Raw genomic sequence first — 13822 nt, forward strand, 5'->3', positions numbered from 1 at the left:
ACCCGTAGCACCTCTCCTTTTCCGCCCCGATGAAACCCTTTCTCAGAAGCCAGCTGGAGCGCTATGCCCAGCGCCTCGAAGAACTCGACTTCCTGCTCTCGCGCGAAGACATCATGAGCGACATGGCGCAGTACCGCACCATCTCGCGCGAGCATGCCGAGGTGACGCAGATCGCGAGCCGCTACGCCCGCTACTGCCAGCGCGAAAATGACCTGGCCGGTGCGCGCGAAATGCTGGCCGATCCGGACATGGCCGAGATGGCGCAGGAAGAGGTGGCCGCCGCCGAGGCGGAGCTGGTGCAGCTGGAAGACGGCCTGCAGCGCCTGCTTCTCCCGAAGGACCCGGACGACGCGCGCAACGCCTTCCTCGAAATCCGCGCCGGCGCGGGCGGGGACGAATCGGCGCTGTTCGCGGCAGACCTGGCGCGCATGTACACGCGCTACGCCGCCAGCGTGGGCTGGAAGGTCGAGATCATGAGCGCCAGCGAGAACGAGATCGGCGGCTACAAGGAAGTGGTGCTGCGCGTGGAAGCTGACGGAGCGTATGGCGCGCTGCGCTTCGAATCCGGCGGCCACCGCGTGCAGCGCGTGCCCGCCACCGAAACGCAGGGCCGCATCCACACCAGCGCCTGCACCGTCGCCGTGATGCCCGAGCCCGACGAGCACCAGGCCATCACGCTGAACCCGGCCGACCTGCGCATCGACACCTTCCGCGCCAGCGGCGCGGGTGGCCAGCACATCAACAAGACCGACTCGGCCGTGCGCGTGGTCCACCTGCCCACGGGCATCGTGGCCGAATGCCAGGACGGCCGCAGCCAGCACAGCAACAAGGCCAAGGCGCTGCAGGTGCTGCAGGCGCGCATCCAGGACAAGGAGCGCAGCGAACGCGCCGCCAAGGAAGCCGCGCTGCGCAAGGGCCTGATCGGCTCGGGCGACCGCAGCGACCGCATCCGCACCTACAACTTCCCGCAGGGGCGGCTCACCGACCACCGCATCAACCTCACGGTCTACAAGCTGCTGGCCGTGATGGAAGGCGACCTGGGCGACGTGCTGCAGGCCCTGGCCCATGCGCGCGAGGCGGAACTGCTCGAAGAACTGGAACGCACCTGAAGGAACACCGGCCCATGAACGACAACACCCCCGAACAATCGCAGCTGGGCCGCACCTCGGCCTATGTCGACCAGTACGACGCGTCGCTGCTCTTTCCCATTCCGCGCGCGCCCAAGCGGGCCGAGATCGGCCTGGGCGCCGCTGCCGCCGTGCCCTTCTTCGGCGCCGACCTGTGGACCGCCTTCGAGCTGTCGTGGCTGAACCCGCGCGGCAAGCCGCAGGTCGCGCTGGCGCACGTCACCATCCCCTGCGAGACGCCCAACATCATCGAGAGCAAGTCGTTCAAGCTGTACCTGAACAGCTTCAACAACAGCCGATTTGCCGATGCGGCCGAGGTGCAGGCGCGCCTGCGGGCCGACCTCAGCGAAGCCGCCTGGCGCGGCGCGGCGAGCGCTTCGACAGTGGGCGTGAAGCTGCTGCTGCCCGAGCTGTTCGACCGCGAACCGGTGCATGAGCTGGACGGCCTGCTGCTGGACCGGCTGGACGTCGAGTGCACGCGCTACACGCCCGCGCCCGAGCTGCTGAAGGCTGCCGAGGGCGAGGCGCCCGTGACCGAGACGCTGGTCAGCCACCTGCTGAAAAGCAATTGCCTGGTGACCGGCCAGCCCGACTGGGGCAGCGTGCAGATCCGCTACAGCGGCCCGCAGATCGACCAGGCCGGGCTGCTGCAGTACCTGGTGAGTTTTCGCAACCACAACGAATTCCACGAGCAGTGCGTGGAGCGCATCTTCATGGACGTGTGGACGCGCTGCCGGCCGATCAAGCTGGCCGTCTATGCGCGCTACACGCGCCGTGGCGGGCTGGACATCAACCCGCTGCGCACCAGTCACCCGCAGGCGCTGCCGGCCAACGTGCGGACGGCGCGGCAGTAGCCACCGTCGCGGCGCTTGACCGGCCGCTGCGGCGCGTTAGTCTTCGGGGCGGCCTGCTTCCAGGTCCGACATGAAGCACAAGGAGGAAACAAGATGACCGCTGTCACTTTCCGACTGCTGGGTGGATGCGCGCTGCTGCTCGCCTCGCACTGGGCGGCCGCTCAGGCACCCGCCGCCCCGGCATGCCCCGGCAAGCAGACCATCGAGATCGCGGGCCCCTACAGCGCCAACGCCACGGTGCGCTGGAACGAGGCGAAGATCCCGGACCAGTACGTGCTCGACCTGCGGATGCTGAACCAGTCCGACGCTCCGGGTATCGCCAGCCTGGCGGACACCTACGGCTTCCCGCAGCGCGAGAAGATCGTGCGCTACCAGTCCGGCGACGGGAGCCGGGCCGACGCGGTCTACACCACCGAACTCGGCGAGGTGATGCTTTCGATCAGCCATCTCCAGCGCGCCGGCGCACGGGCCTGCGCGCCTGCCGAATCCATCACCCTGACCGTGAAGGGGCGGCCCGCCAGCCTGGTTTATGGGCGCAGCGAAGACGATCCCGCGCGATGCATGTGGAGGCTCCAGGTGCTCGACCTTCCCGCTGGCCCGATGCACTCGTTCTACTACCCGGTGCAGTGCAGGAAAGTGCCAGACAAGGCGGAGGCCGAACGCTTCGTGCGGGTCGTGAAGCCGCTGCTGCCCTGAACACCCCCGGCTAGAACAGCACGGCATTGGTGCCGACGCCGCCCGCAGCCGGCTCGGCCGGCGCCGTGCTCTCGGCGGCCCGGGCCGCTTCCTCCGGCAGCAGGTTGCCCACGCGCACGCCCAGCAGGCGCAGGCGCCGGTCCAGGGGCACGCGCTTCAGGCACTGGCCCGCGGCGCGGCGGATGGCGGCCGCGTCCTGCGTGTAGCCGTCGATGGTCTGGTCGCGGGTGGCGATCTTGAAGTCGTCGAAGCGCAGCTTGATGCCGATGGTCTTGCCCATGTAGCCCTTGCGGCGCAGGTCTTCCGCCACGCGCACGCACAGGTCGGTGAAGATGCGGCCCAGCTCGGCCCGGTCGCGCACGGCATGCAGGTCGCGGTCGAAGGTGGTTTCGCGGCTCATCGACACCGGCTCGCTTTCGGTCACCACCGGCCGGTCGTCGCGGCCCCACGATGTTTCGTGCAGCCAGGCGCCGGTGGAGCGGCCGAAGTGCTGCATCAGCCAGTCGCGCGGACGCTCGGCCAGCTGGCCGATGGTTTCGATGCCATGCGCCAGCAGCTTGGCCTCGGCCTTGGGACCCACGCCGTTGATCTTGCGGCAGGCCAGCGGCCAGATCACGCTCTGCAGATCGTCTTCGTGCACGATCGATATGCCGTTGGGCTTGTTGAATTCGCTCGCCATCTTGGCGATCAGCTTGTTGGGCGCCACGCCCACCGAGCAGGTCAGCCCCGTGTCGTCATGGATGCTTTTCTGGATCAGCCGCGCCAGCGCCCGCCCGCCCTGGCGCTGCCCGCCGGGCACGTCGGTGAAGTCGATGTAGACCTCGTCCACGCCCCGGTCTTCCATCAGCGGGGCGATGGACAGAATGATGTCCTTGAAGCGGCGCGAGAAGCGGCGGTACTCCGCGAAATCGACCGGCAGCAGTAGCGCCTGCGGGCACAGCCGTGCCGCCTTCATCATGCCCATGGCCGAGCCGACGCCGAACTTGCGCGCCGGGTAGGTGGCGGTGGTGATGACGCCCCGCCCCACGTAGTCGCCCAGGCGCGGAAACGCCACCACGGGCACCGCCGCGCGGTCGCCGCCGTATTCGGCCAGCAGCGCCTCGTGCGACTCGCGCCCGCCGCCGCCGATCACCACCGGCAGGCCCTTGAGCTGCGGATAGCGCAGCAGCTCCACGGAGGCGTAGAACGCGTCCATGTCCAGGTGGGCGATGCGCCGCACCCGCCCGCCGGGCGGCGGGGCGTCGCCAGCGGCGTGGTCTTCGGGAGGGAGTGCGGGCGCGTCGGTCAAGCCGCCATTGTGCTTCGCCGGGGCGCTGGCCGCAGCACGGCGCGGGGATGTCCGAGTGCCGGGGCGGCCTGCTCAGACTTCAAGCCTTTTCGGCCCCTGGCGCTTGATAAATATGGGCACCTAGCTATTATTTCAATAGCAAATGCTTTAGCGCACGGTGATGATGTCCCGGTGCATGGGCGCCAGCAGGGCCAGCAGGCGATTTTGCTGGGTGAAGGGAATGCGGCGCGCGTCCATCGCGTCCTGCAGCAGCTCGACCAGCGCGTTGAAGTGCGACTTGTCGATCTTCATGTTCATGTGCGCGGACTGCATGTCCACGCCGTCGTATTCGCACGGTCCGCCGGCCAGCAGGCAGATCTGCGCGGTGAGGCTGTCCTTGAGGGCCTGCGGTTTCGTCTGCTTGAACGACTCCTGGAAGATCGGTCCGATGCGCGGGTCCTTCACCGCCCGCTCGACCAGGTCGTCCATCAGCCGGGCAATGCCCTCTTGCTCACCCAGCGCCTGGTAGAGCCCGGCGGGCGCCGGGCCGCGCAGGCCGGCAGCCACCGGCCCGCCGGGAATGGGCTGGCGCGGTGCGGCGGCGGGCTGGGGCGGGGACGACGAAGACGCTGACGACGACGACAACGGCTGCGTCGGCGCCTGCGCGCAGGCGCCCAGGGTGGCCGTCAGCAGCACGGCAGCGGTGCGCAGGAGGGCAGTCGATGGCGCCATGGTCAGAACCCCGCCTGCGCCGACACATACCAGCCGGTCTGCCGCTTGTTGCGCGTGATGCCCGGCACGATGCGGCCCAGGTCCACATAGGCCAGCGTCAGCGACAGGCTCTTGTGGGGCGCCCAGGCGATGAAGACGTCCTTCCAGTCGTCTTCCTGCAGGCCGTTGCCCAGGCCCGCCGCCTCGCCCAGCGCGCGCAGGTTGTCGGGCTTGAAGCGGTATTCGGCGCCGATGGCCAGGTCGCGCCGCAGCAGGTAGGCAACCGAGATTTCGGGCTGCAGGCTGTAGCCGTCCCGCCCCGGCCCGGCCGCGCCGAAGCCCAGCAGGCCGTTCTGGTTGGCGCGGGTGTAGCGCAGCGTGCCGGTGAGCAGCAGGCCCTTGTCCAGCAGCAGCTTGCTGGCGCTCACGTAGAGGTCGGTGCCGCTGCGGTCGGTGCCGAGGAAGTCGAGCACGTTGCCGAGCGAGCCGGCATGCAGCCGCTTGTGCTCCACGCCGACGGCGACCTGCGGGATGAGCGTGTGCGCCTCCAGGATCGCATCGCCCAGCAGCTTGACCTTGACGCCGACGATGTCCATCTTCAGCCGCGCGCCCGGCTCCACGCCGAAGGGCGCGATGGCGTTGAGCGCCACGGCCGCCCCGGCATCGAAGTCCTGCCGCGCGACGGACACTTCCACGCGGTCGTGCACGCCCACGGTGGCGCCGTAGCTCTTCAAGGCATAGTCGAGCGTGCCCACGCGCGTGGCGTGCGCGGTGACGCCCACCTCGCCCTCGGTGGCCTGCGTGCCGATGACGGCCCAGGGCACCATGCCGCCGCCCGCCGGGCCGCTGACGGTGCTGACGCCGCCGGTCAGCAGCAGTTTGCCGGTTTCGGCCTGGGCCGCCAGGGGCAAGGCCCACACGCCGCTCAAGGCCAGCGCCGCGACGAGAGGGGGAAGCGAGAGTGCGTTCATGGCAGGCTCGGGAAAAAAATGGGCATGCGATGGACCCATCGCACCACACCGTGCATGGCGCCCTGCAAGGGGCCATCCTCGGTCAATCTAGCGAAGCGAAGCGTGCCCGGCATCGGGGTTGGCCCGGAACAACGCGCGCTTTCCACGGCGGCCGGTCCGTTCCGGCGAAGGCGCCAGCATCACTTTCGGCGCAGGCGCCCGGATCTTGAGCGCCACGGCGCCGTGCCGCGCAGCGGAACGCTGCCCCGCCCGCCACGTTCACCATTGGGCGCAGATGCCCACCAACCCCGCCAGTACCAGCGCCAGGCCTGCCGTCTCGGTGCGTGACAGGCTTTCGCGGAACACCCGGCGCGACACGGCATAGCTGAACAGCACTTCCACCAGACCCAGCGTGCGGACGTCGGCCACCGGCTGCAGCGCGTAGGCGGTGAACCAGGCGATGGACGCCAGCGCACCCATGGAGCCCGCGACCATCGACAGCTTCCAGGCCCGGCCGATGGCGCGGGCCACACCCGGCTGCCGCGCCAGCAGCCAAGCGCCCAGCACCACTGTCTGCAGCAGTTGCGCCCAGAGCACGCCCCAGCCACCCGCGACCCAGGGTGCCACCCCGTCGCCCAGCGCCAGCGACGCGCCCCGGAAGCCCACGCTCGCGATGGCAAAGCAGGCGCCCGAGGCCAGCCCGCAGGCCACCAGCCGCCCCTGCCCCGGTGCGCCGCCGGCCAGCAGCAGCCGCCAGCCGCCGCGGGGCAGCGACAGCAGCACCACGCCGCAGGTCGCCGCCGCCATGGCCGCCAGTGCCAGCGGGCCGGGCAGCTCGTTCAGCAGCACGGCGGAAAAGAGGGCCACCTGCAGCACCTCCGTCTTGGAATAGGCCACCGCCAGGATGAAGTTGCGCTCCTTCATCGCCAGCAGCACGAAGGCGGTGGCGGCCACCTGCATCACCGCACCGACGGCCAGCCAGGCGGCGTAGGTGGGCGTGAACACCGGCACCAGGCCGGGCCGGTCACCCAGCACGCAGGTGCCCAGCACCCAGGCCGCCGCCAGCGGCAGGCCGTAGAGAAACCGCACCAGGGTGGCCGCGAGCGTGCCCAGATCGCTGATGAGGGTGCGCTGGGCCGCGTTGCGCACGGTTTGCGCAAAGGCGGCCCAGAGGGTGATGGGAATCCAGATCCAGGCGAGCCAGGGGAGAGATGACATGCCGCGAGCGTAGCGCGGCGCGCGCGGCCCGGCGGGCTCCAGCGCCCGCGCCTCGGCATGTCAGCCGCAGGCAATGGCGATGCCTCGCTCCGGCCGCCCCCCGGGCCGCCCCACGAAGACACGGGCCGGCGGGATTTCCGAAAGCCCCGTCACCCTCCCCGGTCCGCCATCACACCGGATAGGTGCCTGGAATCAGGATCCGCCGGCCCACGTTGCGGATGTCCACATGGCCGCAGAAGGCCATGGTCACGTCCAGTTCCTTGTGGATCAGCTGCAGTGCCCGGGTCACGCCCGCCTCGCCATAGGCGCCCAGCCCATACACCATGGCACGGCCGATCATCGTGCCGCGCGCGCCCAGCGCCCAGGCCTTGAGCACGTCCTGCCCGGAGCGGATGCCGCCGTCCATCCACACCTCGGTCTGGGAGCCGACCGCGTCGACGATGGCGGGCAGCGCGGCGATGGACGAGGGCGCGCCATCCAGCTGCCTGCCGCCGTGGTTGCTGACCACGATGGCATCGGCCCCGGCCGCGACGGCCAGGCGCGCGTCTTCGGCATCCATGATGCCCTTCAGGATCAGCTTGCCGCCCCACTGCTCCTTCACCCAGGCCACGTCGGCCCACGACAGGCTGGGGTCGAACTGCTCGTTGGTCCAGGCCGACAGCGAGCGCATGTCCGACACGCCCTTCACATGGCCCACCAGGTTGCGGAAGGTGTGGCGCCTGGTGCCGGCCATTCCCAGGCACCAGTGCGGCTTGGTCATCAGGTTGGCGATGTTCTTCAGCGTGGGCCGCGGCGGCGCGGTCAGGCCGTTCTTGATGTCCTTGTGGCGCTGCCCGATCACCTGCAGGTCGAGCGTGAGCACCAGCGCGCTGCACCGGGCGGCGCGGGCCCGCGCGATCATGCGGGCCATGGCGTCGCGGTCGCGCATCATGTAGAGCTGGAACCAGAAAGGCGCGGTGGTGTTCTCGGCCACGTCTTCGATGGAGCAGATGCTCATGGTCGAGAGCGTGAACGGAATGCCGAACTTTTCGGCCGCGCGGGCGGCGTGGATCTCGCCGTCGGCATGCTGCATGCCCGTGAGCCCCACCGGGGCGATGGCCACCGGCATGCGGGCGGACTGGCCGACCATCGTGCAGGCGGTGCTGCGCCCTTCCATGTTCACCGCCACGCGCTGGCGCAGCAGGATGCGATGGAAGTCGTCGCTGTTGGCGCGGTACGTGCCCTCGGTCCACGAACCCGAATCGGCGTAGTCGTAGAACATCCGCGGCACACGCCGCTCGGCAACGACGCGCAGGTCTTCGATGGTGGTGATCTTGGAAAGATTGGGCACGGCGGGCTGTCTCCGGACGAGAGAGGAGGAAGGGCAAACGGGCAAGAGCCATCGCGCAACGGACGCGATGGGCGATCCTAGCCCGCCACCGCGCAGCGCCGCGTGAAGGCTTTTGCCGCGCGTTTGAAATTTCTGCAGCCGCGCGCCCGGCACCCCCGCCCCGCGCTTCAGCGGCGCGCCAGCGCCACCCCGGCGATCGCCACCGCGAAGCCCAGCAACTGCACGGGCGAGAGCGTCTCGCCGAAGATCAACCACGCCTGCACGGCCGACAGAGGCGGCACCGCCAGCAGCAGCGCGCTGGTGCGGGTGGCCTCGCCCCGGCGCATGAGCCAGATCAGCAGCGTGGCGCCGCCGATGGACAGCCCCAGCACCGAGTAGGCGAGGTAGCCCCAGAGCAGCGGCGAATGGTCCCAGCGCGGCTGGCCCAGCAGCAGCGCCATGCACAGCAGCACCAGCACCGCGCCCCCGTTCTGCAGCGCGCCGGCGCTGCGCAGGTCGCCCGTGGCCCAGGGCGACTTCTGCGCCATCGACCCCACGGTGAGCGCCAGGATGCTGCCCACCCCCGTCAGCACCACCGGCAGCGCCAGGCTGCCCGCGCCCACGGCTTGCAGGCGCGGCAGCAGCACCAGAGTGACCCCGCCGAAGCCCAGCGCCAGCCCCCACCAGGTGGTGCGCGACAGGCGCTTGTGCAGCACCGCCACCGCGATCAGCGCCGTGAACAGGGGCTGCAGGGAGCCAATGAGCGCCATCACCCCGGCCGGCAGTCCTTGCGACATGGCCCACCAGCTCGGCCCCACGTACAGCCCGTTCATCAGCGCCCCAGCTGCCAGATGCACGCCGATGCGGCGCGCGCCCCGGGGCCAGGCCACGCGCGCCCAGAGCGCCAGGGCAACGAACACCAGCGCCACGCCGCCAAAGCGCATCGTCAGGAACCAGAACGGGTCGGCATGCGCCCCGACGCCGCGCCCCACCAGGAAGCCGGTGGACCAGATCATCACGAAGAGCAAGGGGGCGGCGGTGTGCATGGGGCGGGCGGAAAAGGTGGGGGCGCCAGGTGGGCGCGGCGTATGTGGCCGGGCGGGCGGCGACAGGCAGTGTAGGAGCTGGCCCGTCAGCGCGCCCCGGCGCGCAGGCCGGCGCCGCGCACCTCGATCTGGATCTGGTCGATCACCTGGCCGCGTGCGTCCAGCAGCTCCACCTGGTGCCGGCCGGGCCAGGGCAGCCAGCCCCACTGCGCGCCCTGCCCCTGCCACTGGCTGCCGATGCGCCAGCGCAGCGTGCCGGCGCCGGCCTCGGGGCTGCCCGCCGGCATGCTGGCGGCGAAGCGCAGGCGCTGCCGCTCGGGCGGAATGTCCGGGTCCAGCGCGACGATGGTGCCGGGGGCGGGCGCGACGATGCGCGGGCGCGGGGCGTCATCGGCAGAGCGCTGCGATGAAGCAGAAGGCTGCTTCCTGGTGCCTTTTCCTGCTCCCGCGCTGGATGCATCAGGGCCCGTAGCTATCGAATCAATAGCAAACAGAGGCTGCTCGGTGCCGGCGAGGAACCATTCCCTGCGCGCACTTTCCAGCGGCCTGGCGGCCTGGCCCTCCTGCGGGCCGTAGCGCACCGCCGCATGCACCAGGCCGGCGGGCGCTTGCGGCGCGCGGCTGGGCGTGCCGCGGTGCAGCCAGCCCATCACCTCGGCCCAGATGGGCGCTGCGCCGCTGGTGCCGCTCACGTCGTGCATGGGCGCGCCGCTGGCATTGCCGACCCACACGCCGACGGTGTAGCGCTGCGACCAGCCGACGGCCCAGTTGTCGCGCATGTCCTTGCTGGTGCCGGTCTTCACCGCCGACCAGAAGCGCGTGGCCAGCACGCTGTCGGTGCCGAAGGTGCGGGCGCGGGCGTTGGCATCGGAGAGGATGTCGCCGACGATGAACGCGGCGCGCGCATCCAGTGCCTGCACCGGCCGGTCCGAGGCGGCGCGCGGGTCATCGCCCCGGCGCAGCTTGGCAGCCGGCAGCAGCCGCACCGGGCTCGCAAGCCCGCCCTGCGCCAGGGCGCGGTAGGCGTTGGTCAGCTGCAGCAGCGGCACTTCGGCGCTGCCCAGCGCCAGGCTGTAGCCGTAGTAGCCGCCCGATTCGCGCAGCGGCAGGCCCAGGGCGCGCAGCTGGGTGAAGAAGGCATCGGGCGTCACCATGACCAGCGTGCGCACGGCCGGCACGTTCAGCGATGCGGCCAGCGCCGTGCGCGCCGACACCCAGCCCTTGAAGCTGCGGTCGTAGTTCTGCGGGATGTAGAGGCCGCTGGCCGTGGGAATGTGGGCCGGCGAATCCTCCACCAGCGAGGCCGCCGTCAGGCGCCGTTCGGCGATCGCCTGGGCATAGAGAAAAGGCTTCAGCGTGGAGCCGGGCTGGCGCAGGGCCAGCACGCCGTCCACCTCGCCGGCGCGGCTGAGCAGGCCCGACGAGCCCACCCAGGCCAGCACCTCGCCGCTGGCGTTGTCCAGCACCACCACCGCGCCGTCTTCCACGTTGCGGCCGCGCAGCTCGCGCAGGTGCTGGTCCAGCGACTGCAGGGCCACGCGCTGCAGCGGGGCGCTGAGGGTGCTGGTCACGCTGGTCGCGCTGGTCGCTGCCGCTGCGGCAGCCGCAGCCGCAGCCGCTGTTCCCTGGCCCGAGCGCCCCTGCGGCGCCTCGGCCGCCTCGCGCAGCGCCTGGCGCGCGAAATGTGGCGCGATGCCCTCGCTGGCGTCGAAGGCGCGGCGCTGCAGAGCGGCGGTGGTGAAGAGGTCGAGCGCATCGCAATCCACGGTCTGCGGGTTCGCTGTGCCGCGCGGCGGTTTCAGCGGGCGATCCATCTCGCGCAGCACGCCGCAGGCCCGCTGGGCCACCAGCGCGGGACGGGCATTGGGAGCCCGCACCAGCGCGGCGGCCACCGCAGCCTCGCGCGCATCGAGCCCGTGCGGCGCCTTGCCGAACAGCGTGCGCGCCAGCGCATCGATGCCGACGATCTCTCCCCGGAACGGCACCAGGTTCAGGTAGGCCTCCAGGATCTGGTCCTTGCGCCAGCGGCGGTCCAGCACCTGTGCGGCCACCGTCTGGCCGAGCTTCTGCGTCACGCTGCGCCCGCCCGGCCCCTGGCGCCAGTCACCGTCCAGCAGGCCCGCCAGCTGCATGGTGATGGTGCTGGCACCCCGGGTGCGCTGGTTCCAGAGATTGCCCCAGGCCGCGGCCGACACCGCGCTCCAGTCCACGCCGCTGTGCTCGTAGAAGCGCTTGTCCTCGCTCAGCACCAGCGCCGTGCGCAGCGCGGGCGACACGTCGGCCAGCGCCACCCACTGGCCGCGCCGCACCGTGGCATCGGTGCGTACCCGCTGCAGCACCTCGCCTTCGCGCGAGAGCAACAAGGTGTCGGAGGGGCGCCAGTCGGCGCGGACCTCGGCCGGTGAGGGCAAGGCAAGCGCGCCGGTGGGCGACAGCGCCAGGAGCAGCGCGCCCACCCCGGCCAGCCGCCGCGCACGCCGCACCGCCCGTGTAACGCCCTGGCCGCGCCGGTCTGGCAGGCGCCCGGGCAGGGCGTCGGCGGCGCGAATGACGGGGGCCCGAAAGAATGCTGGGAGAAGGTGGAACATGCCGCGCGCAGGCTACCACTGCCCAGCCGCGCGGCCCGTGACGGCTCGACTCAACTCAGAAGGATTCCCAGTCGTCCTTGCCGCCGGCTGCCGCGCCCGGCGTGGCCAATGCCGGCGCCAGGCGCGATGCGAACACCGTCCGGGGCCGGGGGACACGCGGCGCAGCGGCCGGTGGGGCCTTGCGCATTGCAGCGGGTGCCGGGGCCGGGGCTACGGCGGGCGCAGCAGCGATGGAAGCCGCCGCAGCAGCAGCAGCAGCCGGCGCGGCGACGCCCGCTGCCACGTAGGCGGAGCCCGACCCCAGGCGGAACAGGCTCACCGACTGCACCAGATCCTGCGCCTGCGTGTTCAGGCTCGCCGCAGCCGCCGCCATCTCCTCGACCAGCGCGGCGTTCTGCTGGGTGGACTGGTCCATCTCGCTGACGGCCTCTACCACCTGCCCCACGCCCGCGCTCTGCTCGGTGCTGGCGGCGCTGATCTCACCCATCAGGTCGGTCACGCGGCGGATGCTGCTGACCACCTCGGTCATGGTGCTGCCGGCCTCGTCGGCCAGCACGGTGCCGGCCTCCACGCGCGAGACGCTGTCGGTGATGAGCTGCTTGATCTCCTTGGCGGCCTCGGCGCTGCGGCCCGCCAGGTTGCGGACCTCGCCCGCCACCACGGCGAAACCGCGCCCCTGCTCTCCGGCCCGCGCCGCTTCCACGGCGGCGTTCAGCGCCAGGATGTTGGTCTGGAAGGCGATGCCGTCGATGACATTGATGATGTCGGCGATGCGGCGCGAGCTCTCGCTGATGCCCTTCATCGTGTCCACCACCTGCGACACCACCACGCCGCCCTGCTGCGCCACGCTGCTGGCGGCCTGCGCCAGCTGGTTGGCCTGGCGGGCGTTGTCGGCGTTCTGCGTCACGGTGGAGCCGAGCTCTTCCATCGACGCGGCGGTCTGCTCCAGCGCGCTGGCCTGCGATTCGGTACGGCCCGACAGGTCGGAGTTGCCCTGCGCGATCTGCGTGCTGGCCGAAGCCACCGACTCGCTGCCCTGGCGCACCCGCGACACCACCTGGGTGAGCGACGTGTTCATGGTGCGCAGGCTGTCGAGCAGCACGCCCACCTCGTCCCGCGACTGCACCTCGATGCGGCTGGTCAGATCGCCTGCCGCCACCGCCTGCGCCACGGCCACGGCCTGGGCCACCGGCCGGGTGATGGAGCGGGTGACCCAGGTGCCCAGCACCACGGCCACCCCCAGCGCCAGGGCGACACCGCCCATTTCCAGCCACAGGGTCATGGTGCGGGTGCGCTCGGCTTCGACGGTACGCTGCTCCAGCAGCTGGGTTTCGGTACGAATGAAGTCTGTGTGGATGGCCCGGAACTGGTCCATGGCGGCCTTGCCACGGGCGCGTTTCACCTCGGTGGCCAGGGCCTCCAGCGTGCTGCTGCCGGCATCCACCTCGCGCCGCAAGGACTGCGTGGCGCGCGAGACGTCGACGAACTGGTTGGCCGCGACCTGCATGTCCTGCACCCGCTGCTGCTGGGCCGGGTTGTCGGCCGTCAAGGAGCGGGCTTCGGCCAGGGCTGTGTTGAAGAGCTGCGTGCCCTGCTCCCAGGGCTCCAGGAACCGCGCCTCGCCGGCCAGGGCGAAGCCGCGGGTACCGGTCTCCATGTTCACCATGCCCAGCAGCACCTGATCGGCAGCCAGCAGCACTTTGGATGTGTGCGCATTCCAGCGTTCCGCTTCCTGCAACCTGGACTGGCTGGTCATCGCCACCACGATCACGGCCAGGAAGATGGCGATCACGCCACCGAAGGCCAGGCCCAGACGCCGCGCCAGCGGCCAATGGGAAAGATTCATCGATTCGCTCCTGCTTGAAACCTAAGTACTTTTCGACCCGGTGCAACGCTCACCGAACGTCACAGGATGGGTCGCATCGATACTAAAGTTACAAACTGTCTCGACTTGTAGGCATTTGCCGTACGGAGACTACAGATGCCGGCCACTCCCACTTGGTGGGGGCGTGCAGCAGGGAGCAGCGCCAGAGGAAACACATGCCCCCACTGCGGC

At 70.7% G+C, this 13822-nt stretch carries 11 protein-coding genes; 3 read left to right on the plus strand and 8 right to left on the minus strand.

The features are described from left to right. Window positions 1-29: 29 nt before the first annotated feature. From prfA to ASF94_RS12895, 3 genes are all read left to right on the plus strand, one after another. Window positions 30-1109 (plus strand): peptide chain release factor 1, encoded by a 1080-nt coding sequence (gene prfA / locus ASF94_RS12885; RefSeq protein ID WP_056666791.1) that lies wholly within the window; start codon window positions 30-32, stop codon window positions 1107-1109. A 14-nt stretch (window positions 1110-1123) separates the two neighbouring features. After that, complete coding sequence (queF, locus tag ASF94_RS12890) at window positions 1124-1981, plus strand: NADPH-dependent 7-cyano-7-deazaguanine reductase QueF (RefSeq protein WP_056666792.1); 858 nt, start codon at window positions 1124-1126, stop codon at window positions 1979-1981. 93 nt (window positions 1982-2074) lie between these two features. Then, the gene (locus tag ASF94_RS12895) at window positions 2075-2677 is read left to right on the plus strand and encodes a hypothetical protein (protein WP_056666793.1); all 603 of its coding nucleotides are present in this window, start codon (window positions 2075-2077) and stop codon (window positions 2675-2677) included. 10 nt (window positions 2678-2687) lie between these two features. Here the strand turns inward: ASF94_RS12895 and dinB are convergent, their stop codons facing one another. From dinB to ASF94_RS12935, 8 genes are all read right to left on the minus strand, one after another. After that, window positions 2688-3872, minus strand: a complete 1185-nt coding sequence (dinB, locus tag ASF94_RS12900) for a DNA polymerase IV (protein ID WP_056667272.1) — start codon at window positions 3870-3872, stop codon at window positions 2688-2690. A 240-nt stretch (window positions 3873-4112) separates the two neighbouring features. Then, entirely contained in the window at window positions 4113-4676 is a 564-nt protein-coding gene (locus tag ASF94_RS12905) for a group 1 truncated hemoglobin (protein WP_082493237.1), read from the minus strand. Between the two features lie 2 nt (window positions 4677-4678). After that, entirely contained in the window at window positions 4679-5626 is a 948-nt protein-coding gene (locus ASF94_RS12910) for a DUF3034 family protein (protein WP_056666796.1), read from the minus strand. A 258-nt stretch (window positions 5627-5884) separates the two neighbouring features. Next, window positions 5885-6823 (minus strand): hypothetical protein, encoded by a 939-nt coding sequence (locus tag ASF94_RS12915; protein WP_056666799.1) that lies wholly within the window; start codon window positions 6821-6823, stop codon window positions 5885-5887. Between the two features lie 169 nt (window positions 6824-6992). Continuing rightward, window positions 6993-8153 carry an alpha-hydroxy acid oxidase gene (locus ASF94_RS12920; protein ID WP_056666801.1) on the minus strand — a complete coding sequence of 387 codons (1161 nt, stop codon included), beginning with the start codon at window positions 8151-8153 and terminating at the stop codon, window positions 6993-6995. Between the two features lie 167 nt (window positions 8154-8320). Beyond that, window positions 8321-9178, minus strand: coding sequence for a DMT family transporter (locus ASF94_RS12925; RefSeq protein ID WP_056666805.1), 858 nt, complete (start codon window positions 9176-9178; stop codon window positions 8321-8323). 86 nt (window positions 9179-9264) lie between these two features. Further along, a complete protein-coding gene (pbpC, locus tag ASF94_RS12930; RefSeq protein ID WP_156382533.1) occupies window positions 9265-11766 on the minus strand; it encodes a penicillin-binding protein 1C in 2502 nt (833 codons plus the stop codon). A gap of 55 nt (window positions 11767-11821) precedes the next feature. Then, a complete protein-coding gene (locus ASF94_RS12935) occupies window positions 11822-13612 on the minus strand; it encodes a methyl-accepting chemotaxis protein (protein WP_056666811.1) in 1791 nt (596 codons plus the stop codon). Window positions 13613-13822 lie beyond the last annotated feature (210 nt).

The organism is Acidovorax sp. Leaf160 (genome assembly GCF_001424265.1).
GTDB lineage: Bacteria > Pseudomonadota > Gammaproteobacteria > Burkholderiales > Burkholderiaceae_C > Paracidovorax.

Excerpts from the sequence above, each read along its gene's own strand:
- ASF94_RS12935 (WP_056666811.1), bottom strand. The coding sequence starts at position 13,612 with ATGAATCTTTCCCATTGGCCGCTGGCGCGGCGTCTGGGCCTGGCCTTC.
- ASF94_RS12915 (WP_056666799.1), bottom strand. The coding sequence starts at position 6,823 with ATGTCATCTCTCCCCTGGCTCGCCTGGATCTGGATTCCCATCACCCTC.
- ASF94_RS12910 (WP_056666796.1), bottom strand. The coding sequence starts at position 5,626 with ATGAACGCACTCTCGCTTCCCCCTCTCGTCGCGGCGCTGGCCTTGAGC.
- ASF94_RS12895 (WP_056666793.1), top strand. The coding sequence starts at position 2,075 with ATGACCGCTGTCACTTTCCGACTGCTGGGTGGATGCGCGCTGCTGCTC.
- prfA (WP_056666791.1), top strand. The coding sequence starts at position 30 with ATGAAACCCTTTCTCAGAAGCCAGCTGGAGCGCTATGCCCAGCGCCTC.
- ASF94_RS12925 (WP_056666805.1), bottom strand. The coding sequence starts at position 9,178 with ATGCACACCGCCGCCCCCTTGCTCTTCGTGATGATCTGGTCCACCGGC.
- queF (WP_056666792.1), top strand. The coding sequence starts at position 1,124 with ATGAACGACAACACCCCCGAACAATCGCAGCTGGGCCGCACCTCGGCC.
- pbpC (WP_156382533.1), bottom strand. The coding sequence starts at position 11,766 with ATGTTCCACCTTCTCCCAGCATTCTTTCGGGCCCCCGTCATTCGCGCC.
- ASF94_RS12905 (WP_082493237.1), bottom strand. The coding sequence starts at position 4,676 with ATGGCGCCATCGACTGCCCTCCTGCGCACCGCTGCCGTGCTGCTGACG.
- dinB (WP_056667272.1), bottom strand. The coding sequence starts at position 3,872 with ATGGACGCGTTCTACGCCTCCGTGGAGCTGCTGCGCTATCCGCAGCTC.